We start from the raw sequence: 21,338 nt of genomic DNA, 5'->3' as shown, positions 1-21,338 counted from the left end.
GGCATTCCTTCGAGTGCCGGCCGATCTTGCAGGGCAGGAGGTTTCGGGACAGGCTTCCCGAACGTCCTGCCCTTCTCTTTTCCGGAGTCGACGGTTCATGATCCGCGGTCTCGCTCATCCCATCAATCCCCTGGTCGCCGATGTCGGCACTCCCCCGATACCGGAAGCGCAGGCCTGGACGAGGCGTTATGGCGGGACTTACGGGCCGCTCATCAATCTCTCCCAGGCCGTTCCGGGCAACGCGCCTCATGACGGGCTTCTGGAGAGAATGGCCTCCGTCGCCGCCTCGGCGGCCGGTTCCCAGTACGGCCCCATCAACGGCGATGCGCCGCTCCGCGAAGCCTATGCGGCCGAGTTGTCCCGGATCTACGAGGGCCGCATCGCCCCGGAGGATACGGCCGTCACGGCGGGCTGCAACATGGCCTTCTTCGCCGCCATGATGCTGCTCGCCCGCCAAGGCGAGGCGGTGCTGCTGCCGACGCCCTGGTACTTCAATCATCAGATGAGCCTCGACATGCTCGGCATCGAGCCCCGCCCGTTGCCTTGCCGGGCCGAGGCCGGGTTCGTGCCGCGCATCGAGGATGCCGAGGCGCTGATCGATGAGAAGGTCAGGGCCATCGTCCTCGTCACGCCCAACAACCCGACCGGGGCCGTCTATCCGGCCCATGTGATCGAAAGCTTTGCGCAGCTTTGCCGCAACCGTGGGATTTATCTCGTGATCGACGAGACTTACCGGGACTTCCTGCCACAGGGCATGAACCGCGCCCATGGGCTATTCACGGGCGAGGAGTGGCGCGACACGGTGATCCAGCTCTATTCCTTCTCGAAATCCTATGCGATTCCGGGCCACCGGACCGGCGCGATCACGGCGGATGCCAGGATCGTCGAGCAGATCGCCAAGATTCTCGACTGCATCCAGATCTGCGCGCCGCGCACGGCGCAGGGGGCGCTGCCCTGGGCCATCGAGGCGCTGCGGGACTGGCGCGAGGCCAACCGGGCCGAGATCAACCGTCGTGCACAGGTTTTTCAGGCCGCGCTGGCGCCATTGCCGGAGTGGAGGATCGAGTCGGTCGGCGCGTATTTCGCCTATCTGAGCCATCCGTTCCGGGGGAGACGGGCCCAGGAGGTCGCGGAGAAACTGGCTACGGAGCGGGGCGTCCTCTGCCTGCCCGGGAGCTATTTCGGCCCGGGCCAGGAAGGACATCTGCGCGTCGCCATCGCCAATGTGGGCAGCGATATTCTTCAGGGCCTGACGGAGCGGTTTCGCGGGCTGACGCTCTGAACCCTCCCGCGCGCCGCCTATGGAAAAACGTTCCGGCTTTTTGCGTCGAGGGCCGCTCTTCGGAGGAAAAGCGCGCCGGACGCATCCCGCTCGTGAAAGCCGCGTGCGGAGCCTCCGCTCCGGGTGCGACCCATAATCTGCAGCCCCGACCCTTGGCAGGATGGTAGGGCGATGGTTACTCTCTGCAGGAAACCACACATGCCTTCCGAAGGCTCGGGGATTCGTTTTGGCGGTCAAAGTCGACGTGACAACAGAAGCAGGGGAACGGTTTGCCGAACCGCTTATCGGTTCGGCGCGCCATGACTCCTGGGTCGCCGACCGGTCCGCGCCGCCGCCGAGACCGCAGACGAAGCCGCGCTCCTCGCGAAGCTATGCCGCCCTCGATCTCGGCACGAACAATTGCCGCCTTCTCATTGCGGAGCCGGCCCATTTCGGCTTCCGGGTCGTGGATGCCTTCTCGCGCATCGTGCGGCTCGGCGAAGGTTTGGGGCGCGGCAACCGCCTGAGTGACGATGCGATTTCGCGCACCCTCGACGCTTTGCGCGTGTGCCGGGAAAAGATGACGGTCAAGGACGTGACGCGGGCGCGCCTCGTCGCCACCGAAGCCTGCCGCTTCGCGGAGAACGGTCCTTCCTTCATCGAGCGGGTGCGGGAGGAACTCGACCTCGAGCTCGAGATCGTGGACCGCAAGACGGAGGCCTATCTGGCCGTGACGGGCTGCGCGTCGCTCGTCGATCCCAAGGCCCATTCGGTCATCGTGTTCGATATCGGCGGCGGCTCCACGGAGATCGCCTGGCTCGACGGTCAGGCGCCCCATGCCTTCGCCGACCCCTGCAAGCGCATCCGCGCCTGGGATTCGCTGCCCGTCGGCGTCGTGACCCTGGCCGAGCGCTATGGCGGGATCGATGTGACGCCTGAGGCCTTCGAGGACATGGTCGAGGAGGTGTCCGACCTTCTGCTCGATTTCGCGGAGGTCGCGGCCCCGGCCGGGCGGGCTCAGAACTTCCATCTGCTCGGGACCTCGGGAACCGTCACCACCGTCGGCGGCATCCACCTGGGCCTTGCACGCTACGACCGGCGGCGGGTCGACGGGATGTGGATGCGCCACGGCGAAATCTCGACCGTGATGCAGCGCCTGCTGCATTCGAACTTCACGCAGCGCGCCGAGAACCCTTGCATCGGCAAGGATCGTGCCGATCTCGTTCTCGCGGGCTGCGCCATTTTGGAAGCGATCCGCCGGACCTTCCCGTCGGAGCGCCTGCGCATTGCCGATCGCGGCCTGCGCGAAGGAATTTTGATGAACATGATGCGAGAGGATTCTGTGTGGCGAGGGGGCAGCCAACGGTGAGTGCAAAGTCCGGTTCGGGTGTCCGCAATCTCAAGCAGCGCGTGAAAACCGCCAACAAGCGGTCCCTCTCTTCCCAGAAATGGCTCGAACGCCAGCTCAACGACCCTTACGTGGCCCGCGCCAAGCGCGAGGGCTACCGCTCGCGCGCGGCCTTCAAGCTTCTGGAGATCGACGAGAAGTACCATGTTCTGAAGCCCGGCCAGCGCATCGTCGACCTCGGCGCTGCGCCCGGCGGCTGGTCGCAGATCGCCGCCAGGAAGGTGGGGGCGAAGGGCAAGGTGGTCGGCATCGACCTGTTGCCCATCGATCCCATGCCGGGGGTCGAATTCATCCAGCTCGACTTCCTGGACGAAAGCGCACCGGGCAAGCTGATCGAGATGCTGGGCGGGCCCGCCGACGTGGTGATGTCCGACATGGCCGCCAACACCACGGGCCACAAGAAGACCGATCACCTGCGGATCATCGGCCTTGCCGAAGCGGCGATCTACTTCGCCAGGGAAATTCTGGCGCCCGGCGGCGTCTTCATCGCCAAGGTGTTCCAGGGCGGAACCGAGAACCAGCTCCTGGCCGACCTGAAACGCGACTTCGCGGTGGTGCGCCACGTGAAGCCCGCGGCGAGCCGCGCCGACTCGGCGGAACTCTATGTGATGGCGACCGGTTTCCGGGGAAGGGCGGGCGAGATTCCTTCCGCCTGACCCAGGCCCATGCCTGGTGTCCCGGATGAGAAGGAGGCTCGGCTATGACAGCGCACAGGATCGGGATCATCGGACTCGGCAAGATCGCGCAGGACCAGCACCTGCCCGTGATCGGGGCCAATCCGAACTTCGAGCTTCTCGCCGTGTCGAGCCAGCGCGGGCTCTCCCATCGGGATGCGCGCCATACGTTCCAGGATTATCGCGAGCTTCTGAAGCTTCCCGAGCTGGAAGCCGTTTCGATCTGCACGCCGCCCCAGGTCCGCTATGCCATCGCCCGCGAGGCGCTTCTCGCCGGCAAGAGCGTGTTGCTGGAAAAGCCGCCCGCCGCCACCTTGAGCGAGCTGGAGGATTTGAGGCGTCTTGCCGCCAGGACGGGCAGGGTCGTCTTCACCACCTGGCACGCGCAGTACAACAAGGCCGTTAAGGAAGCGCGCAAGGCCCTCGCAGGCTGGTCGGTCAGGCGCCTCCTGGTGACCTGGAAGGAAGATGTGCGGCACTGGCATCCGGGCCAGCAATGGATCTGGCAGGCGGGTGGTTTCGGGGTCTTCGATCCCGGCGTCAATGCCCTGTCCATCGTCACCCGCATCATGCCGGAGCCGGTCTTCATCAAGACGGCCGACCTCTCATTCCCGTCCAACCGCGATGCGCCGATCGCGGCCGCGCTCACCTTCGCGATGAACCATGGGGAGGGCGATCTCCAGGCTGTCTTCGACTGGCGTCAAACCGGCCCCCAGAGCTGGGATATCGAAGTGGAAACAGAGGCGGGCCTGATCCTCAAGCTGTCCCAGGGCGGCTCCTGCCTCGAAATCGGAGGCCGCCTCGTGGTGAAGGAGGAACCGGCGGAATACGAGGGCATCTACCGCCGCTTCGATGCGCTCCTCAACGCTCGCCAGTCCGAGATCGACGATGCTCCCTTCCGCCTCGTCGCCGACGCCTTCATGATCGGCAGGCGGGTGCAGGTGGAGCCGTTCGAGGATTGATGTTTTATCCTCTAGCGTCATCCCGGACGCCGCAGGCGATCCGGGATCGTGCGCAGAATGTGGCTCTCTTTCCCCCTTGTGGGGAGGGCCAGGGTGGGGGAGTGAGCGTCAAGATGAAAGAACGTTGGCGCCGGCACCCCCATCTCCTACTCCTCCCCGCAGGGGGGAGGGTTCTCGCGCCATTCTTGTTCAGCGATCACGGGTTCTGTTTCGCAGCCCCGAAATGACAGTCTGAAGTGTGAAGACTCAAGCCAAATTCTTCTTCAGGAACCCGACCGTCCGCTTCCAGGCGAGGTCGGCGGCGTCCTTGTCGTAACGGGCGGTGTTGGTGTCGTTGTTGAAGGCGTGGTTCGCGCCCTCGTACATGTACATCTCGTAGGTCTTGCCGGCCTGCTTCAGCGCCGCCTCATAGGCCGGGATCCCGGCATTGATGCGCTCGTCCAGGCCTGCGTAATGGAGCATGAGCGCGGCCTGGATCTTCGCCACGTCCTCCGCCTTCGGCTGGCCGCCGTAATAGGCGACGCCCGCATTCAGGTTCGGCTCGTTGACGGCCAGATTGTTCACCGCGCCGCCGCCCCAGCAGAAGCCGATGGCGCCGACCTTGCCGTTGCCGTCCGGAAGCCCCTTGAGATAGGCCACCGCCGCCTTGCCGGAGGCGATCACGTCCGGCTGCTTCAGCTGGCCGATCATCTCGCGGCCCTTGTCCTCGTCGGCGGGCGTGCCGCCCATGGGCGAGAGATAGTCGAGGCCAAGAGCGATGAATCCCTCCGTCGCCATGCGGCGGGTCACATCCTTGATGTGCGGGTTGAGGCCCCGGTTCTCATGAATGACGATCACGGTGGGCAGCTTGCCCGTGGCGTTGCTCGGCTTGACGAGATAGCCCTTGAGCCCCTGAACGCCCGGAATGTCGACCGTCTGGGCCGCGATGCGCGGGTCGCCCTCCGGCACCGTCTGGGCATGAGCGTAGTTGTTTTGCAGGATCGGCAGAAGCGCCGTTGCTGCGGCCGTGCTGCCCGCCAGGGCCGCGAGGCGGTCGAGGAAGGAGCGGCGGCTCATGCCGCCATGGGTGAAGTCGTCGTAGAGGTCGATGATGCGCTGGTCCATGCTGCCCTCCTGGGTCCGGTCATGGAAGCTAGCGCAGTCTAGCGGCCCGACATACCGTCTCCCAGGCCTGACGATGGCGGCCTGTCCTTCACAATCCTGTGTCCGGACATCTCGGCTCCGGCCGTGGGCGAGAGGCTGGCAAAGACGAAGCCGGACAGGGCGGATACGATGGCCACGGCCCAGAAGGCAGGGCCGAAATCCGCGGCCGTAATGTCGGGATTGCCGTCGAGCCCCGCCGCCGCCTCGACCACGAAGGCTCCGAAGGCGACCCCGATGCTGAGGGAAACCTGCTGCAAGGCGCTCGACAGGCTCGTGGCGTAGCTCATCTCACGGTTGGAGATTTCCGCATAGCCGATGGCGTTGAGGCTGGTGAACTGGAGCGAGCGGAAGCAGCCTCCGACCAGCAGAATGATCATGATGAGCCAATGGGGCGTCTCGGGCGAGAAGAAGCCGTTGGCCGCGATGAAGCCCGCGCCGATGAAAGCGTTGACGATGAGGAGCCTGCGGAAGCCCGTGCGTTCGAGAATGCGCTTGGCCATGGTCTTCATGAACAGCGCGCCAACGGCCGCGATGAAGGTCAGCGAGCCCGAAGCCAGCGGGCTGAGGCCAAAGCCGACCTGAAGCATCAGCGGCAGCAGGAAGGGAATGGCCCCGACGCCGATTCGGAAGAGCGACCCGCCGAGCACGCTGACCCTGAAGGTGGGCACCTTCAGAAGGTTCAGGTGCAGGACAGGGTAGGGCGTGCGCCTGGCGTGGAAGACGTAGAAGACCAGGCTGACCGTGCCGATCGCGACGCACCCGGCCGAGATCTCGGCCGGGATCAGATGCCGTCCGCCCGAGGCGAAGCCGAGCATGAGCAGGGCGAATCCGACGCCCGTGAGCAGGAACCCGGTCACGTCGAGGGGCGGCGTGTCGTCTTCCCTTACGTTCGGCACGAAGATCGTGGCCATGATGATGCCGAGAATGCCGATCGGGATGTTGATGAAGAAGATCCAGCGCCAGTGAAAGTATTCTGTGATGAAGCCGCCCAGGGGCGGGCCGACGATGGGGCCGACGAGGGCCGGAATGGTCAGGGTCGCAAGCGCCTGCACCACCTCGCTGCGGGGGACGCTCCGCAGAAGGACGAGACGCCCCACCGGCACCATCATGGCCCCGCCTGCACCCTGGACGAAGCGGGCCAGCACGAAACCTTCCAGGGAGTTGGCCGCCGCGCAGGCGAGCGAGCCTGCCATGAACACCCCGATGGCCGCCGTGAATATGGTCCTTGCGCCGTATTTGTCCGCCACCCAGCCGGAGATCGGGATGAATATCGCAAGGCTCACCAGATAGGAGGTAAGCGCCAGCTTGAGGGCGATGGGATCCGTGCCCAGATCCTGCGCGATCATCGGAAGCGACGTGGAGATGACGGTCGAATCCGTGTTCTCCATGAACAGGGCGGTCGCGATGATCAGCGGGAGAAGGCGGGAATGACGCATGACTCGCAGGACTTAACGCTCCCGCCCTCCGATGCAAAGGGCCAAAAGGCGCAATGCAGATCTTCAGGGAATGCGCCGCTCGACCCTTTGCGAAAGCGAAAGGCCGTGCTACGGACCCTTGCCAACTCGCTCAAGCGTTATTCCTGCATCCGCGCACCCTTTAAGGAGTTGGCTCATGGCCCCCACATTCGCCGATAAATTCATCGAAGGACTGACTTTCGATGACGTACTGCTCCGGCCCGGCCGCTCCGAAGTCATGCCCGCCGACGTGGACGTCGCGACCCGGCTGACCAGGACCATTCGCCTCAACATGCCGATCATCGCCTCCGCCATGGACACGGTGACGGAAGCCCGCATGGCCATCGCCATGGCCCAGAACGGGGGCCTGGGCGTGATCCACCGCAACCTGGAGCCCGAGGTTCAGGCGGAGCAGGTCCGGCTCGTGAAGCGCTACGAGTCGGGCATGGTAATGAACCCCATCACCATCCATCCCGACGAGACCCTGGCCGACGCGCTGGCGATGATGAAGAATCACGGCATTTCCGGAATTCCCGTGGTGGAGCGCGGACCCGGGGGCGCCAAGGGCAAGCTCGTCGGCATCCTGACGAACCGCGACGTGCGCTTTGCCAGCAATCCCGCCCAGAAGGTCTCCGAGCTGATGACCAAGGACCGCCTGATCACGGTCCGAGAGGGCGTGAGCCAGGACGAGGCGCGCCACCTTCTGCACCAGTTCCGGATCGAGAAGCTCCTGGTCGTCGACGATCATTACCGCTGCATCGGCCTGATCACGGTGAAGGACATCGAGAAGCAGGTCGCCTATCCCAACGCCGCCAAGGACTCGCAGGGCCGTCTCCTGGTCGCGGCGGCCACCACGACGGGCGAACAGGGCTTCGAGCGCGCCGAGCGCCTGATCGACGCGGGCTGCGACGTGATCGTGGTGGACACGGCCCACGGACATTCGGTGAAGGTTCTGGAAAGCGTCACCCGCGTGAAGAAGCTCTCGAACGCCGTCCAGGTCGTCGCCGGCAACGTGGCGACCCGCGAGGGCGCCCAGGCCCTCATCGATGCCGGCGCGGATGCGGTCAAGGTCGGCATCGGCCCCGGCTCCATCTGCACCACCCGCATCGTCGCGGGCGTCGGCGTGCCGCAGCTGACCGCCATCATGGAGGCTGTCGAGGCGGCCGCCAAAGCCGATGTCCCGGTGATCGCCGACGGCGGCATCAAGTTCTCGGGCGATCTCGCGAAGGCGCTCGCCGCCGGGGCTTCCTGCGCCATGGTGGGCTCGCTCCTCGCCGGTACGGACGAGACCCCCGGCGAGGTGTTCCTCTACCAGGGCCGTTCCTACAAGTCCTATCGCGGTATGGGCTCGGTGGGGGCCATGGCCCGCGGATCGGCGGATCGCTACTTCCAGGCCGAAGTGCGCGATACCCTCAAGCTCGTGCCGGAAGGCGTCGAAGGGCAGGTGGCCTACAAGGGACCGGTCTCGGGCGTGCTCCACCAGCTCACCGGCGGCCTTCGCGCCTCCATGGGCTATGTCGGCGCAAAGACCCTGCCGGAGTTCTGCGAGAAGGCGCAGTTCATCCGCATCTCCAGCGCCGGCCTGCGCGAAAGCCACGTCCATGACGTGACGATCACGCGGGAAAGCCCTAATTACCCGACACGCAGCTAAGTTTCAGTCGAGTTCCCTTGCATGAGCGTCACCGCCGTCATTCTGCCCGTTCTCGTCCAGGTCGGGTTGACCTTCGTCCTTCTGTTCTGGTTGGGAGGCTCCCGCTTCGGCACATTGCGCGCCGGAGAAGTGAAGGTGAAGGACATCGCGCTCGGTGAGCGCAATTGGCCCAAGCGCGTTCTGCAGGTGCAGAACGCGTACCACAATCAGTTCGAGGTCCCGGTTCTGTTCTACGTGCTGGTGGTCCTGGCCCTCATCACCCGCAAGGCGGACATGCTCTTCGTGGTGATGTCGTGGATGTTCGTGGCGAGCCGCCTAGTTCATGCGGCGATCCATACGACCTCGAACAAGATTACCTGGCGCTTTCAGGCTTTCCTGGTCGGCGTTCTGATCCTGGCCGCCATGTGGGTGATTTTCGCGATCCGCCTCTTGGCCGCGGAGGCCGGTGTCTAAGGACAGGGCGGGACGGGCGGTCTCGCCCATCCCGCTCTTTTCGATTAGTACTTCTTGCCGCTCTCGAGCTGGGTCTTGGCGTCGGTGGGCTTGCGTGGCGGCGGGGTGATGTCCGCGGCCGGAGCCGTGGCGCAGGCCGCGATTGCAAGAGTGAGACCGAGAGCGATGAGGCCGCGGGTCAGACGAATTACCATAGGGAGTGTCTCCAGAGAGGAATCGTGCGGAATGCACGCGCTCTCTGAATCCACGTCCGACCGGGGCGGAAAATAGGAAACTTTGTGTCGTATCTACGGCCAAGCTTGAGTGTGCTTTTTCAATGACACCTGCCGCCCGCATTTCCGCCGCCATCGAGGTTTTGGCCGATATCGACGCCCGGCGCCGCCCGGCCGCCGACGCCCTGAAGGACTGGGGGCTGGCGCATCGCTTCGCAGGCTCCAAGGATCGGGCCGCCATCGCCAGCCTCGTCTACGATGCCCTGCGCCGCAAAGCCTCTTCCGCCTGGATCATGGGGGAGAATACGCCCCGGGCCGTCGTGCTGGGCATGCTGCGCCTGCAGCGGGGCCTGGATGCCGGGGCCATCGCCGCGCTCTGCTCGGGCGAGCGCTTCGCGCCGGAGCCGCTCTCCGGCGAGGAGCGCGACAGGCTCGCGACAGCCGATCTCTCCGGCGCTCCCGCCCATGTCGCGGGCGACTTCCCCGATTGGATCGAACCCTCGCTCCAGCGCCTGTTCGGAGGCGATCTGGTTCCGGAGATGCAGGCGCTCGCCACCCGTGCCCCGCTGGATCTGCGGGTGAACACGCTGAAAGTGTCCTCCCGGGAGGAGGCGCACGATGCCCTGCCGCATCTGGGCGCGATCGAGACGCCGCTCTCGCCCCTGGGTCTCAGGATCGCGCCGAGCGAAGACGGGCGCGGACCCGCCGTGCAGTCGGAGCCCGAATTCCTCAAGGGCTGGATCGAGATCCAGGACGAAGGCTCGCAGCTCGCCGCCCTGATCTCGCAGGTGAAGCCCGGCGAGCAGGTGGTCGACCTCTGCGCGGGCGGCGGCGGCAAGACCCTGGCGCTCGCGGCCATGATGGACAATCACGGACAGATCTACGCCACCGACAACGACGCGCGCCGCCTTGCCCCGATCCACGATCGGCTGAGCCGGGCGGGCGTCCGCAATGTTCAGGTCCGCACGCCTCGGGCGAAGGCCGATGCGGTGTCGGACCTCGACGGGCGCATGGATTGCGTGCTGGTGGATGCGCCCTGCACCGGGATCGGGACCTGGCGGCGGAACCCCGATGCGAAATGGCGCCTGCGTCCCGGCAGCCTGGAGACCCGGCGCAAGGAACAGGCGACGGTTCTCGACCGGGCTGCGCGGCTCGTGAAGCCAGGCGGGCGCATTGTCTATATCACCTGCTCGATCCTGCCCGAGGAGAACGACGACGCGCTCTCGGCCTTCCTGGAGCGCCATGACGGCTTCAGGCCCGAGCCCCACGACGCGCTGCCGGGGCAGGCGGGGCTTCAAAGCCTCACGGAGAAAATCCGCCGCACGGCCTACGGCCTGCAGCTGACCCCGCACCGGACCGGCACGGACGGCTTCTTCGTCGCGATCCTGCGGCGCGAGGCCTGACCGGGCGCCGGTTCGACGTCATGAAAAATCGGGGGACTTGGTCCCAAGCCCCTCAAAAGGCATGACATCCGCAGCGATATGGAGGTAAAGCACGGGAGCTTTACGCTCCTTCGCTCAGGGCCCACGCGAGAGACCATGACCCAGACCCACGACAAGATCCTGATCATCGATTTCGGCTCCCAAGTCACCCAGCTCATCGCGCGCCGCGTGCGCGAGGAGGGCGTCTATTCGGAGGTCGTGCCGTTCCAGAAGGCCGCCGAGGCCATCCGGACCATGAAGCCCAAGGGCGTGATCCTCTCCGGCGGGCCGGAATCCGTGACCACCGATACGTCGCCCCGCGCCCCGGAGGAGCTGTTCGAGACGGGCCTGCCGGTCTTCGGCATCTGCTACGGCCAGCAGGCCATGGCCGCCCAGCTCGGCGGCGAGGTCGAGGGCGGGCACCATTCCGAGTTCGGCCGCGCCGAGATCGAGGTCTATAGCGAGAGCCCGCTGTTCCAGGGCGTATGGCAGGTGGGCAAGAAATATCCGGTCTGGATGAGCCATGGCGACCGGGTGACCAAGCTCCCCGCAGGCTTCGAGGTGCTGGCCGCGTCCGAGAACGCGCCCTTCGCCGTGGTGGCCGACGAGGAGCAGAAGTTCTACGGCGTCCAGTTCCACCCGGAAGTGGTGCACACGCCGCAGGGGGCGCAGCTCATCCGCAACTTCGTGCGCGACATTGCGGGCTGCAGGGGCGACTGGACCATGAAGGCCTTCCGCGAGGAGGCCATCGAGCGCATCCGCGCCCAGGTCGGTAAAGGCCGGGTGATCTGCGGCCTTTCCGGCGGCGTCGATTCCGCCGTGGCGGCGGTCCTCATCCACGAAGCCATCGGCGACCAGCTCACCTGCGTCTTCGTCGATCACGGGCTTCTGCGGGCCGCAGAGGCCGAGCAGGTGGTCACGCTCTTCCGTGACCACTACAACATCCCGCTCGTCCACGTGCAGGCGCAGGACCTCTTCATCGGCGCCCTGGAAGGGGTGTCGGACCCGGAGGTGAAGCGCAAGACCATCGGCAAGCTCTTCATCGACGTGTTCGAGGAGGAGGCCAGAAAGATCGGTGGGGCCGAGTTCCTGGCCCAGGGCACCCTCTATCCCGACGTCATAGAGAGCGTCTCCTTCACGGGCGGCCCGTCCGTCACCATCAAGAGCCACCACAATGTGGGCGGTCTGCCCGAGCGCATGAACATGAAGCTCGTGGAGCCCCTGCGGGAGCTGTTCAAGGACGAGGTGAGGGTGCTCGGCCGCGAGCTCGGCCTGCCTGACGCCTTCGTCGGCCGCCACCCGTTCCCGGGTCCCGGTCTCGCCATCCGCGTTCCGGGAGAGATCACCCGCGAGAAGCTCGATATCCTGCGCAAGGCGGACGCGATCTATCTCGACGAGATCCGCAAGGCGGGCCTCTATGACGAAATCTGGCAGGCCTTCGCCGTCCTGCTTCCCGTCAAGACGGTGGGCGTCATGGGCGACGGGCGCACCTACGACCACGTCTGTGCCCTGCGCGCCGTGACCTCGGTCGACGGCATGACGGCGGATTTCTATCCCTTTGACATGGCCTTCCTCGGCCGTGTGGCCACCCGCATCATCAACGAGGTGAAGGGCATCAACCGCGTCACCTACGACATCACCTCGAAGCCGCCCGGCACAATCGAGTGGGAATAAGCGATGGCGTCGAAGGGAGCCGTGACGCTCTACGGCATCAAGAACTGCGACACGATGAAGAAGGCGCGCGCCTGGCTGGATGCCAAAGGCGTCGCCTACACCTTCCATGACTACAAGGTTGAAGGCATCGACCGCGCGCGGCTCGAGGGCTGGGCCAAGGCCGTGGGCTGGGAGACGCTCCTCAACCGCGCGGGCACGACGTTCCGCAAGCTGCCGGAGGCCGACAAGGCCGGTCTCGACGAGCGCAAGGCGCTCGCGCTCATGCTCGACCAGCCTTCCATGATCAAGCGCCCCGTGCTCGATCTTGGAGGGCAGCTTCTCGTGGGGTTCAAGTCGGAGCTCTATGAAGAGGCGGTCGGATAGCGGACAACGGCTTCGCGTCATGCGCAATCTTCTTCATGGCCGGGCTTGTCCCGGCCATCTCATTTTAAAGGGCGTCTCAAACAAAAAAGGCGGGCCGTAAAGCCCGCCTTTGCCTTGTCTGACGTGAGCCGTCCTTACTGGATCTTCGGCGGCTCGTCGAAGTTCAGGCCGGGGAGGCCGCCCGGCTCGCTGCCGGGGCCGCCGAGGCCGGGAACCAGAAGCTCGTCGAGCTTCTTCTGGACGGCGGCCGGATCGACGGCGGGGCCGGCGGCCTTGTAGTGCATCACGATCTGCGGGAACAGGATCACGATGCCGACCATGATCAGCTGGATGATCACGAAGGGCACCGCGCCCCAGTAGATCTGGCCCGTGGTCACCGGCTCCATCCTCTTGCCCGTCACGCGGTCGATATACGGCACCTTGGGGGCCACCGAACGCAGGAAGAAGAGAGCGAAGCCGAAGGGCGGGTGCATGAACGAGGTCTGCATGTTCACGGCAAGGATTACGCCGAACCAGATCAGGTCGATCCCGAGCTTGTCGGCGGCGGGGCCGAGGAGCGGGATGATGATGAAGGCCAGCTCGAAGTAATCGAGGAAGAACGCCAGGAAGAACACCAGGACGTTCACGACGACCAGGAAGCCGACCTGGCCGCCCGGCAGCGAGGTGAGCAGGTGCTCGACCCAGATATGCCCGTTCACCCCATAGAAGGTGAGCGAGAACACGCGGGCGCCGATGAGGATGAACAGCACGAAGGCCGAAAGCTTCGCGGTCGCCTCTGTGGCCTGACGGACCAGGGTCCAGTTGAAGCGGGAAGGGTTGTTGTCGAGTTTGCGTTTGACGGCCGCCAGGATCACCGAGCCCAGCGCGCCCATGGCGCCGCCTTCGGTCGGGGTCGCCAGGCCGATGAAGATGGTGCCGAGCACGAGGAAGATGAGCAGCAGCGGAGGCACCATCACGAAGGTGACCTGCTGGGCCATGTTCGACATGAGGCGCAGCCCCGTGAAGCGCTCGACGAGGCCGACGATCAGTGCATAGATCGCGCCTGCGAGGATCATCTCGAAGGTAAGCGCGAGCCCTTCATGGCCCTGGCTGTGCAGAACCGCGTAGACGCCCACGAAAAGGGCCACCAGCACGGCCGAGATGGCGATGCGCTTGGCGCCGAGCATCTTGTTCATCAGGGCGCAGATCAGGGCCACCACGGTAGCGACGCAGATCGTCAGGATGACGAAGTCGGCGCCCGCCTTGGTGTTGGTCTGGGACATGATGTAGTAGCCGACGAGGCCAGAGAACACGACCAGGATGCCGAGCTGCCACACGCCGCGGGCTCCGCTCGGCTCGCGGTAGCCGATGGCCTCCGGCGGGAGGCCGGGAGCGGATTTCGGGAAGAGGATCGACATCAGCATGATGTAGCCGGCATAGAGGCCGGTCAGGATCAGGCCGGGCAGGAACGCGCCCTCGTACATGTCGCCCACGGAGCGGCCGAGCTGGTCGGCCATGACGATCAGGACGAGGGAGGGCGGAATGATCTGGGCCAGGGTGCCGGAGGCCGCGATCACACCGGAGGCGAGGCGACGGTCATAGCCGTAGCGCAGCATGATCGGCAGGGAGATGAGGCCCATCGAGATCACGGAAGCCGCCACGACGCCGGTGGTCGCAGCCAGCAGCGCGCCCACGAAGATCACCGCATAGGCAAGGCCGCCGCGAACCGGGCCGAAGAGCTGTCCGATGGTGTCGAGCAGGTCTTCGGCCATGCCGGACCGTTCGAGCACCAATCCCATGAAGGTGAAGAACGGCACGGCCAGAAGCACCTCGTTCGACATGGTGCCGAAGATGCGGTCGGGCAGGGCCTGGAGCAGCGGCCAGGAGAGGGTGATGGTATCGGGCGCGAGAGGCGCGAGCTCCACCGCGACGAAGAAGAACAGGAGGCCGTTGGCCGCCAGGGCGAAGGCGACCGGGTAGCCGAGGAGAAGGAAGACCACGAGCGCCGCGAACATGATCGGCGCGAGGTTCTGGGCAATCAATGCAGCCATCGATGAGAACTCCGGAAAACGTGTAACAGGCGCCGCGACGATCAGCTGATGCCGTCGCCGGGGGGCGTGCCGCCGGTGCCGGGTGCATTGACGGTGCCGATTTCTTGGATGAGGCGCTCCGCCTCGGCCTCAACGCTGTGTCCAGAGGCTTCCTCATCGGCAAGTTGGCCGTTCCTGATGGCCACGCGCTTGATGAGCTCGCTCAGCCACTGGAAGGCCAAGGAAATGAAGCCGAGGAGGATCAGCCCCTTGGCCGGCCAGATCAGGAGGCCGCCCGCATTCGAGGAAACCTCGCCGGATTCGTAGGAACGGATGAAGTACGGGACCGAGAGATAGAGCATCAGGGCTACGAAGGGGAACAGGAAGAAGACGTGCCCGAAGACGTCGATCCCGTCCCGAGAGCGCTTCGAGAGCCTGCTCGAGATGATGTCGATCCGGATGTGCTCGTTGACCTTCAGGGTCCAGGCGGCGCAGAGCATGAACACGGCGCCGAACAGGTACCATTGAAGCTCGAGCCAGGCATTGGACGAGACGCCGAACACGCGCCGGATGATGGCATTGACGGCCGATACCAGGATGGCCACCACGATGGCCCAGGCGGCGACTTTGCCGATGCGTTCGTTGAAGGCGTCGATGACACGGGATAGCCGAAGAAGCGCCGTCACCTGTCTCCCCCTTTGAAACATATTGGTTGATATGACGGCCTAGCTATCGGACCAAGGCCGGTTTTGCCAATGCCGTTTTAGTCTAAGTCAAGGTTTGGTCCGCTCAGTAACGGGGAAATTTTCGTGCTGCAAGATAGCCTAATGTTAAAAGTTTAGGCAGTCCAAGGCTTTGCGAAGGTTTTGAAACTTGCGGCCTGTGACATCTAGGTTCTTAGTCCTGTCCTGATCCTCTGAGGGGAGCGATTGGTTTTCCGTCCCGCCCCAGCTATAAGTTCCTAGCACTCGGAGGTCATCGTGACGCTGCTCGTTCTCGGTCTCGCGGTCTTTCTCGGAATCCATTCCTTCAGCATGGCGCGGGAGCGCCGGGCGGCGCTCGTCGCGACGATCGGGGAGGGGCCCTACAAGGGGCTATATTCGCTCCTGTCGCTGACGGGTGTCGTCCTGATCGTCATCGGCTTCGGCCAATACCGCGCCGGCGGTTACATCCCGGTCTGGGATCCGCCGGTCTGGACGCGCCATCTGGCCTTTCTCCTGGTCTGGATCGCCTTCGTCTGCTTCGCGGCCGCCTATCTCCCGGGAACGATCAAGGCCCGCTTGAAGCATCCGATGCTGGCCGGCGTGAAGATCTGGGCCTTCGCGCATCTCCTCGCCAACGGGGATCTCGGCTCGATCCTGCTCTTCGGCTCCTTCCTGGCCTGGGCCGTGGTGGCCCGTATCAGCGCCAAGCGCCGGGACGTGGCGGCCCAGCATGGGGGAACGGCTCCCCCTGCGGGCATCCGGAACGACGTTCTGGCCGTTTTGATCGGAACGGCAATCTACCTCGCCTTCCTGTTCCGGCTTCATACGCTCCTGATCGGCGTCCCGCTCCTGCCTATGGGCGCGTGAAACGCTTGAACACGAAACCTCTCGCCTTGCGCGGGCGCGTGTGTTAGGCGACCCACTTCGATTGCAGGAGGCGGCCGCTTGAGGCCGCATGAGTGAGACGATGGCCCCGAACGACGAGTTCATTCGCGAAGTCGATGAGGAATACCGCCGCGACCAGATCGCCGAGATCTGGAAGCGCTACAACGGAATCATCATCGGCATAGTGATTCTCATCGTCGCCGGCGTGGGCGGCTGGCGCTTCTGGCAGCACAGGCAGGAGACCCTCGCCCAGGAGGCCGCCGTGCGCTACGAGGAGGCCCTGCGCCTCTCCTCCGAGGACAAGGGCCAGGAGGCCCAGGCCAGGTTCGAGGCGGTGGTCAAGGAGGACGGCGCCACCGGCTACGCCATGCTCGCCCGGTTCCGCCTTGCCGCCGAGCTCGGCCGGCAGAACGCGGAAAACGGCGCCTCGGCTTTCGACGCGCTCGCGAACGACGCCTCCGTCCCCGCTCTCTGGAAGGATCTTGCCCGCCTGCGTGCCGCGTGGCTGCGCCTCGATACCGCCGAGCCCGCGTCGCTGCGCCAGGCCGTCGAGCCCCTGGCCGCGCCCTCCAATGCCTGGCGTCACTCCGCGCGGGAACTCTTAGGCTTGTCCGGCCTTAAGGCCGGTGACATGGATTATGCCGGTCGCTGGTTCGACCAGATCGCCGCCGACCGCGAGACGCCCTCCGCCCTGAGGCAGCGCCTTGCCGTCTACACCGCCCTGGTGGCGGGCGGTGCGGTCCAGGCGACCCAATAAGGTAGGACAGACATGACGCCCACCGTCGCCATTGTCGGGCGGCCGAATGTCGGCAAGTCGACTCTTTTCAACCGCCTCGTCGGCAAGAAGCTGGCCCTCGTGGACGACCGGCCGGGCGTGACCCGCGACCGGCGCGAGGGCGAGGCGCGCCTCGGCGACCTCGAATTCCGCGTCATCGACACGGCGGGCCTCGAAGAGGCGACGGAGGATTCGCTCCTCGGTCGCATGCGCGCCCAGACGGAGGCGGCCATCGAGGATGCCGACGTCATTCTCTTCGTGGTCGACGCCCGTGTCGGCATCCTGCCTGCAGACCGCCCCTTCGCCGAGCTGGTCCGCCGTTCAGGCAAGCCCGTGATTCTCATCGCCAACAAGGCCGAGGGCGCCGGCGGCATGGCCGGGGCCTACGACGCCTTTTCCCTGGGCCTGGGCGAGCCGGTGCCTCTCTCTGCCGAGCACGGCGAAGGCATGGCCGACCTCTTCGAGGCCCTGATGCCTCACTTCCCCGAGCCGGATGAGATGGAGGAGGAAGAGGCGGACCCGAACAAGCCGCTCCAGGTCGCCATCGTCGGGCGTCCGAATGCGGGCAAATCCACCCTCATCAACCGCATGCTGGGCGAGGACCGCCTGCTGACCGGGCCCGAGGCCGGCATTACCCGCGATTCCATTTCCCTCGACTGGCAATGGCGCGGTCGTCCGGTAAAGCTCTTCGACACGGCGGGCCTGCGCAAGCGCGCCCGGGTCGAGGACAAGCTCGAGAAGCTCTCCGTCGCCGATGCCCTGCGCGCCGTGCGTTTCGCGGAGGTCGTGATCGTGCTGCTCGACGCCACGATCCCCTTCGAGAAGCAGGACCTCTCCATCGTCGATCTGGTGGAGCAGGAAGGGCGGGCCATCGTGATCGGCCTCAACAAGTGGGATCTCGTCGCCGATCAGCAGGGCCTGCTCAAGGACCTGAAGGAGAAGGCCGTCCGCCTGCTGCCGCAGGTTCGCGGCGCGCCGGTGGTGCCGCTCTCGGGGCTTGCCGGCAGCGGCATCGACCCGCTCATGAAGGCGGTTTTCCAGGCTTACGAGACGTGGAACACCCGCATCCCGACTGCGAAGCTCAATCAGTGGCTGACCGAGGCCATCGACGCCAACCCGCCGCCCGCCGTGTCCGGACGCCGGATCAAGATCCGCTACATGACGCAGGTGAAATCGCGCCCGCCGCATTTCGCCATTTTCGGCAACCAGCTCGACGCCTTGCCGAAAAGCTATAGCCGCTACCTCGTCAACAGCATCCGCGAAGCCTTCGACCTGCCTGGAACCCCCATCCGCGTTTCCCTGCGCATGGGCCAGAACCCGTTCGACAAGGGCCGGAAATAGAAGGATCTTCGGACGCGCCGCCGCAAAAGTCCGGCCGGGCTCGTCCCGGCCGCTTTGCATAGAGGCTGCACCCGCTTCATCATGCGGGCCGCGTTTCTTCAGACTGGATAAGGATGATGCTTCAAATCCGTTCGTTCCGCCCCGACGACCGCGAGGCCTGGGAGCCTCTCTGGCAAGGCTATCTGACCTTCTACAAATCCTCCCTGCCGGCCGAGGTCACGCAGACGACGTGGCGGCGGCTCAACGATCCTGCCGAACCCATGCACGGTCTCGCAGCCCTTCTCGACGGGCGGATCGTCGGCATCGTGCATTATCTCTACCACCGCTCCACCTGGACCATGGGCGACTACTGCTACCTCCAGGACCTCTTCACGGCGGAGGAGGCGCGGGGGCGCGGCGTCGGCCGGGCTCTCATCGAGGCGGTTTATGAGAGGGCAAAGGCCGATGGGGCCAGCCGAGTGTACTGGCTGACCCATGAAACCAACACGAGCGCACAGGCGCTCTACGACAAGGTCGCATCCCGCAGCGGCTTCATCCAGTATCGTCATCTATTGGGCTGACGGCCTGTCGTCACCGCCGGGTGTTTTGACCACAATTCCCGGGTAATACTCCAGCCGTGACCGAATCATCCCCCCTTCTCGTGCCCAAGCCCTTCCTGGGCGTGACCAGTTCAGCCCTCGGGCGAACCTGGGTCGAGCGCTGCGACGCCGCCCAGGGCACGATCGCGCTTGCCATCGCCCAGACCCACGGCCTTCCCGATGTGCTGTCCCGGGTGCTGGCGGGGCGAGGCGTCGGCATTCACGAGACGGAAGGCTTCCTGAACCCGCGCCTGCGGGATCTCATGCCCGACCCGCATGTGCTCACCGACATGGAGGCCGCTGCCTCGCGGCTTGCCGATGCGGTGATGCGCAACGAGAAGGTGGCGATCTTCGGGGATTACGACGTTGACGGAGCCTGCAGCGCGGCGCTGCTCGCCGAGTATCTGCGCGCCTGCGGGCTGGAATACGCCATCCATATTCCCGACCGGATCACGGAAGGCTATGGCCCGAATGTCGATGCGATCCGCGCGCTGAAGCAGCAGGGCGCCGACATCCTGGTGACTGTCGATTGCGGCACGGCCAGCATCGAACCCCTGGCCGAGGCGAAGCGTCTCGGTCTCGATCCCATCGTTCTCGATCACCATCAGGCCCCGGAACAGCTGCCGGAGGCCCTCGCCATCGTGAATCCGAACCGGCAGGACGACCTGTCGGGCCTCGGCCACCTTTGCGCGGCCGGAGTGGTGTTCCTTTTTCTCGTGGCCCTCAACCGCACCCTGCGCGCACGCGGCTTTTTCCAGGGGCGGCCCGAGCCCGATCTGATGGGAAGCCTCGACCTCGTCGCCCTTGCGACAGTGGCCGATGTGGTTCCGCTGATCGGTCTCAACCGGGCTTTCGTGCGCCAGGGCCTGACCATCATGAGGAGCCGCCGCCGGGTCGGGCTTGCGGCGCTTCTCGATGCCGCGGGTCTCGCAGGCGCGCCGGAAAGCTGGCACCTCGGCTATCTCGTCGGTCCCCGCATCAATGCAGGCGGCCGGATCGGCGATGCCGCCTTGGGCTCAAAGCTGTTGCTCACCGAGGATGCGGCCGAGTCAGGGCGACTGGCGGCCGAACTCGACCGTCTCAACCGCGAGCGCCAGGCCATCGAGGTCGTGGCCGTTGCCGAGGCAGAGGCTCAGGCCTTGATGGCGCTCGAGCATCAGCCGGACCTGCCGGTGCTCGTGACGGCATCTGCGGACTGGCATCCCGGTGTCGTCGGCCTCATTTCCGCACGCACCAAGGAACGGTTCCGCCGCCCGGCTTTTGCCTTCACCCTCAACCCGGATGGCACCGCCACAGGCTCGGGCCGTTCGGTGCCGGGCGTCGATCTCGGCGCGGCGGTGCGGGCCGCCGTCGAGATGGGCCTCGCGATCAAGGGCGGCGGCCACACCATGGCGGCAGGCGTGACGATCCGGGCCGCCGATCTGCAAACGTTCCTTGCCTTCATCGTCGAGAAGCTCAGCGAGCCGGTGAGCGCAATGCGCCTGCGGGACAATTTCGCCATCGACGCGACCCTGACAGCCGCTGGCGCGCAGCCCTCCGTCGTGACGGCTCTGGAGCGGGCAGGGCCCTTCGGCCAGGGGCAGCCGGAGCCCGTCTTCGTCTTTCCACAGCATCGGGTAGTCGAGGCGCGGGAGGTCGGCAGCGGAGGGCATGTGCGCGTGAAATTGCGCAGCGGAGACGGAAGTTTCATTGGCGGAATCGCGTTCCGCGCAGCCGGTCAACCGCTCGGCAATGCCCTGTCCGAAGCGATCGGAAATCCGCTGCACGTGGCCGGAACGCTTTCCCTCGATCGTTGGGGCGGTCAGGAAAAAGTGGAGCTGCGCATCATGGATGCAGCAAGGCCGGAATAATTCAAATCTGGTGCTTGCGATGCGCAACGAACCCATCTATAGGTTCGCCCACTTCGGCGGCACTGCCCCGAACAACAGCGCGCCCTTCGTCTATCGGTTAGGACATCTGCCTTTCACGCAGGAAAGAGGGGTTCGATTCCCCTAGGGCGCGCCACTCTTTCTGCTCTGCAGTAATCTCCGGACAACACGATCTTACGGCAAGCGCTCGGTGGTTCGACCCTGAGCCGGGAAGCCCCGATTCAGGGCATCTTCTGAGATGCGTTCCTGCAATCCGCTGGAAAATGCCGGTGAGCGCCATGTCCGCGCGAAGCGGCGTTCTGTGCCGGCAAACTCTGCAAGGAGAACGCGGTCAGATTGGATGAACCAATAACGATTCTGCATTCGACAGGTGTCGTGGGTTATAATTATAAGTAACAATATAATATATAATGAATTTCTTCAGTAATAATAGATCTGGAAGCTTGGCCTTGTGCGTGATCGCACGCCGTCACGTTTGGGAAAAGATTACACCCGCCTCCTA

General features: G+C 65.2%; 19 protein-coding genes and 1 tRNA gene. 15 read left to right on the top strand and 5 right to left on the bottom strand.

All coding sequences use genetic code 11. From position 1 onward, the window contains the following. The first annotated feature begins 97 nt into the window (after positions 1 to 97). From L879_RS0110775 to L879_RS0110760, 4 genes are all read left to right on the top strand, one after another. The gene (locus tag L879_RS0110775; protein ID WP_035459304.1) at positions 98 to 1,282 is read left to right on the top strand and encodes an aminotransferase; all 1,185 of its coding nucleotides are present in this window, start codon (positions 98 to 100) and stop codon (positions 1,280 to 1,282) included. Positions 1,283 to 1,526: 244 nt separating this feature from the next. Continuing rightward, positions 1,527 to 2,630 carry a Ppx/GppA phosphatase family protein gene (locus L879_RS21280; protein WP_245265212.1) on the top strand — a complete coding sequence of 368 codons (1,104 nt, stop codon included), beginning with the start codon at positions 1,527 to 1,529 and terminating at the stop codon, positions 2,628 to 2,630. Further along, positions 2,627 to 3,325, top strand: coding sequence for an RlmE family RNA methyltransferase (locus tag L879_RS0110765; RefSeq protein ID WP_027316113.1), 699 nt, complete (start codon positions 2,627 to 2,629; stop codon positions 3,323 to 3,325). The genes L879_RS21280 and L879_RS0110765 overlap by 4 nt, the downstream gene beginning before the upstream one ends. A 44-nt stretch (positions 3,326 to 3,369) precedes the next feature. Then, a complete protein-coding gene (locus tag L879_RS0110760; protein ID WP_027316112.1) occupies positions 3,370 to 4,305 on the top strand; it encodes a Gfo/Idh/MocA family protein in 936 nt (311 codons plus the stop codon). Positions 4,306 to 4,551: 246 nt separating this feature from the next. Here the strand turns inward: L879_RS0110760 and L879_RS0110755 are convergent, their stop codons facing one another. Together L879_RS0110755 and L879_RS0110750 are read right to left on the bottom strand one after the other, a co-directional pair. Next, a complete protein-coding gene (locus tag L879_RS0110755) occupies positions 4,552 to 5,484 on the bottom strand; it encodes a dienelactone hydrolase family protein (RefSeq protein WP_438268119.1) in 933 nt (310 codons plus the stop codon). Continuing rightward, positions 5,448 to 6,884, bottom strand: a complete 1,437-nt coding sequence (locus tag L879_RS0110750) for a DHA2 family efflux MFS transporter permease subunit (protein WP_027316110.1) — start codon at positions 6,882 to 6,884, stop codon at positions 5,448 to 5,450. The genes L879_RS0110755 and L879_RS0110750 overlap by 37 nt, the downstream gene beginning before the upstream one ends. A gap of 175 nt (positions 6,885 to 7,059) precedes the next feature. On the opposite strand from L879_RS0110750, the gene guaB reads away from it, so the two are divergent. Both guaB and L879_RS0110740 read left to right on the top strand, forming a co-directional pair. Beyond that, the gene (gene guaB, locus L879_RS0110745) at positions 7,060 to 8,553 is read left to right on the top strand and encodes an IMP dehydrogenase (RefSeq protein WP_027316109.1); all 1,494 of its coding nucleotides are present in this window, start codon (positions 7,060 to 7,062) and stop codon (positions 8,551 to 8,553) included. Positions 8,554 to 8,574: 21 nt separating this feature from the next. After that, entirely contained in the window at positions 8,575 to 9,006 is a 432-nt protein-coding gene (locus L879_RS0110740; RefSeq protein WP_027316108.1) for an MAPEG family protein, read from the top strand. A gap of 44 nt (positions 9,007 to 9,050) precedes the next feature. Here L879_RS0110740 and L879_RS23980 read toward each other — a convergent pair whose 3' ends face one another. Further along, on the bottom strand, positions 9,051 to 9,200 hold the full coding sequence (locus L879_RS23980; protein ID WP_169732747.1) for a hypothetical protein: 150 nt from the start codon (positions 9,198 to 9,200) through the stop codon (positions 9,051 to 9,053). 122 nt (positions 9,201 to 9,322) lie between these two features. Between L879_RS23980 and L879_RS0110730 the strand changes: the two genes are divergently transcribed. The 3 genes from L879_RS0110730 to L879_RS0110720 all read left to right on the top strand — a co-directional run bounded on the left by L879_RS0110730 (position 9,323) and on the right by L879_RS0110720 (position 12,676). Further along, the gene (locus L879_RS0110730) at positions 9,323 to 10,621 is read left to right on the top strand and encodes an RsmB/NOP family class I SAM-dependent RNA methyltransferase (protein ID WP_027316107.1); all 1,299 of its coding nucleotides are present in this window, start codon (positions 9,323 to 9,325) and stop codon (positions 10,619 to 10,621) included. Positions 10,622 to 10,756: 135 nt separating this feature from the next. Beyond that, complete coding sequence (gene guaA, locus L879_RS0110725; RefSeq protein WP_027316106.1) at positions 10,757 to 12,313, top strand: glutamine-hydrolyzing GMP synthase; 1,557 nt, start codon at positions 10,757 to 10,759, stop codon at positions 12,311 to 12,313. A gap of 3 nt (positions 12,314 to 12,316) precedes the next feature. Beyond that, positions 12,317 to 12,676, top strand: a complete 360-nt coding sequence (locus tag L879_RS0110720; RefSeq protein WP_027316105.1) for an ArsC family reductase — start codon at positions 12,317 to 12,319, stop codon at positions 12,674 to 12,676. Positions 12,677 to 12,810: 134 nt separating this feature from the next. Here L879_RS0110720 and L879_RS0110715 read toward each other — a convergent pair whose 3' ends face one another. Both L879_RS0110715 and L879_RS21275 read right to left on the bottom strand, forming a co-directional pair. Then, entirely contained in the window at positions 12,811 to 14,706 is a 1,896-nt protein-coding gene (locus L879_RS0110715; protein WP_027316104.1) for a TRAP transporter large permease, read from the bottom strand. A 41-nt stretch (positions 14,707 to 14,747) separates the two neighbouring features. After that, on the bottom strand, positions 14,748 to 15,371 hold the full coding sequence (locus L879_RS21275) for a TRAP transporter small permease subunit (protein ID WP_035459302.1): 624 nt from the start codon (positions 15,369 to 15,371) through the stop codon (positions 14,748 to 14,750). 294 nt (positions 15,372 to 15,665) lie between these two features. Between L879_RS21275 and L879_RS0110705 the strand changes: the two genes are divergently transcribed. From L879_RS0110705 to L879_RS0110680, 6 genes are all read left to right on the top strand, one after another. Then, positions 15,666 to 16,256 carry an NnrU family protein gene (locus tag L879_RS0110705; protein WP_027316103.1) on the top strand — a complete coding sequence of 197 codons (591 nt, stop codon included), beginning with the start codon at positions 15,666 to 15,668 and terminating at the stop codon, positions 16,254 to 16,256. Positions 16,257 to 16,356: 100 nt separating this feature from the next. Beyond that, positions 16,357 to 17,031, top strand: a complete 675-nt coding sequence (locus L879_RS0110700) for a tetratricopeptide repeat protein (RefSeq protein ID WP_027316102.1) — start codon at positions 16,357 to 16,359, stop codon at positions 17,029 to 17,031. Between the two features lie 12 nt (positions 17,032 to 17,043). Beyond that, positions 17,044 to 18,390, top strand: a complete 1,347-nt coding sequence (gene der / locus L879_RS0110695) for a ribosome biogenesis GTPase Der (protein WP_027316101.1) — start codon at positions 17,044 to 17,046, stop codon at positions 18,388 to 18,390. A 113-nt stretch (positions 18,391 to 18,503) separates the two neighbouring features. Beyond that, entirely contained in the window at positions 18,504 to 18,950 is a 447-nt protein-coding gene (locus L879_RS0110690; protein WP_035459300.1) for a GNAT family N-acetyltransferase, read from the top strand. Positions 18,951 to 19,006: 56 nt separating this feature from the next. Then, a complete protein-coding gene (recJ, locus tag L879_RS0110685; RefSeq protein WP_027316099.1) occupies positions 19,007 to 20,818 on the top strand; it encodes a single-stranded-DNA-specific exonuclease RecJ in 1,812 nt (603 codons plus the stop codon). A gap of 79 nt (positions 20,819 to 20,897) precedes the next feature. After that, positions 20,898 to 20,972 (top strand) — tRNA-Glu (locus tag L879_RS0110680). The last annotated feature ends 366 nt before the right edge of the window (positions 20,973 to 21,338 follow it).

This window comes from Microvirga flocculans ATCC BAA-817 (assembly GCF_000518665.1).
Classification (GTDB): domain Bacteria; phylum Pseudomonadota; class Alphaproteobacteria; order Rhizobiales; family Beijerinckiaceae; genus Microvirga; species Microvirga flocculans.
Note: the sequence above shows the minus strand (reverse complement) of the source record. Positions and strands in the feature narration are given on the sequence as shown.

Bases quoted from the DNA above. Each gene is read 5' to 3' on its own strand.
- der (WP_027316101.1), top strand. From the start codon at position 17,044: ATGACGCCCACCGTCGCCATTGTCGGGCGGCCGAATGTCGGCAAGTCG.
- L879_RS23980 (WP_169732747.1), bottom strand. From the start codon at position 9,200: ATGGTAATTCGTCTGACCCGCGGCCTCATCGCTCTCGGTCTCACTCTT.
- guaA (WP_027316106.1), top strand. From the start codon at position 10,757: ATGACCCAGACCCACGACAAGATCCTGATCATCGATTTCGGCTCCCAA.
- L879_RS0110715 (WP_027316104.1), bottom strand. From the start codon at position 14,706: ATGGCTGCATTGATTGCCCAGAACCTCGCGCCGATCATGTTCGCGGCG.
- guaB (WP_027316109.1), top strand. From the start codon at position 7,060: ATGGCCCCCACATTCGCCGATAAATTCATCGAAGGACTGACTTTCGAT.
- L879_RS0110760 (WP_027316112.1), top strand. From the start codon at position 3,370: ATGACAGCGCACAGGATCGGGATCATCGGACTCGGCAAGATCGCGCAG.
- L879_RS0110775 (WP_035459304.1), top strand. From the start codon at position 98: ATGATCCGCGGTCTCGCTCATCCCATCAATCCCCTGGTCGCCGATGTC.
- L879_RS0110720 (WP_027316105.1), top strand. From the start codon at position 12,317: ATGGCGTCGAAGGGAGCCGTGACGCTCTACGGCATCAAGAACTGCGAC.
- L879_RS0110750 (WP_027316110.1), bottom strand. From the start codon at position 6,884: ATGCGTCATTCCCGCCTTCTCCCGCTGATCATCGCGACCGCCCTGTTC.
- L879_RS0110700 (WP_027316102.1), top strand. From the start codon at position 16,357: ATGGCCCCGAACGACGAGTTCATTCGCGAAGTCGATGAGGAATACCGC.
- L879_RS0110690 (WP_035459300.1), top strand. From the start codon at position 18,504: ATGATGCTTCAAATCCGTTCGTTCCGCCCCGACGACCGCGAGGCCTGG.
- L879_RS0110730 (WP_027316107.1), top strand. From the start codon at position 9,323: ATGACACCTGCCGCCCGCATTTCCGCCGCCATCGAGGTTTTGGCCGAT.
- L879_RS0110740 (WP_027316108.1), top strand. From the start codon at position 8,575: ATGAGCGTCACCGCCGTCATTCTGCCCGTTCTCGTCCAGGTCGGGTTG.